At 49.0% G+C, this 622-nt stretch carries 2 protein-coding genes; both read right to left on the bottom strand.

Annotated elements, in window-relative coordinates; genetic code table 11:
• Positions 1 to 96: 96 nt before the first annotated feature.
• Positions 97 to 387, bottom strand: a complete 291-nt coding sequence (locus GPK89_RS11550; RefSeq protein ID WP_055163289.1) for a hypothetical protein — start codon at positions 385 to 387, stop codon at positions 97 to 99.
• Positions 380 to 622 (bottom strand): hypothetical protein (locus tag GPK89_RS11545; protein WP_252261653.1); only part of this gene is annotated, 243 nt, incomplete at its 5' end. The genes GPK89_RS11545 and GPK89_RS11550, both read right to left, overlap by 8 nt.

Genomic DNA, 622 nt, shown 5'->3' with positions numbered 1-622 from the left:
GGGTAGGTAAGGACTTTATACCTTGACGATATGTAACAGTCAAAACATCGGGTACAGACCCGACATTTTGACCGCAAACAGACCCGAAAAGCTACATTATCCGTTCTGACCGTTAAAACCGTTTTGCTTCGCCAATTCGCTTGCTTTTCGTCTGCGTTCCTCGCTCATGGGCGGCTGAAAGCGGATAGACAATCTGGACTTGTCAATCCAATAGGACACACCGCCTTGCCCCATACTCATATCCAAACGGCAGAGGTCGGGGTACTTCTTGCTGAACGCTTCAAGGCGTTTCCGAAGTCCGGCATTGTAAGTCTGGATATGAGCTTCTTCGTCTGCTTCATTAAACAGGACGATTGTTTCTTTCTCATACTTCGTCAGCTTACTCATAAAGCCCCTCCATAATCGGAACAGGATAGCTGTCCGGCACATACTTGTGGTGAGCAAAGCGTTCCATTTCCACCCTCATGTTGTAGAAGAAACAGCGATACCAACGGTCACAGTCCTTGTCATTCAACTTGACTGCCAGAGCGAAAAACAGCTTCTTAGCCGCAGGGTCGGGAGCAAGTGCAGCCACAAGACGCAAGCGTTGAACGGTCGCTTCTCGATTCGGACAGCCAAAAGC

The organism is Gemmiger formicilis (genome assembly GCF_018784445.1).
In the GTDB taxonomy this organism is placed as follows: Bacteria; Bacillota; Clostridia; order Oscillospirales; family Ruminococcaceae; genus Gemmiger.
This window is presented reverse-complemented; position numbering and strand designations above follow the sequence as displayed.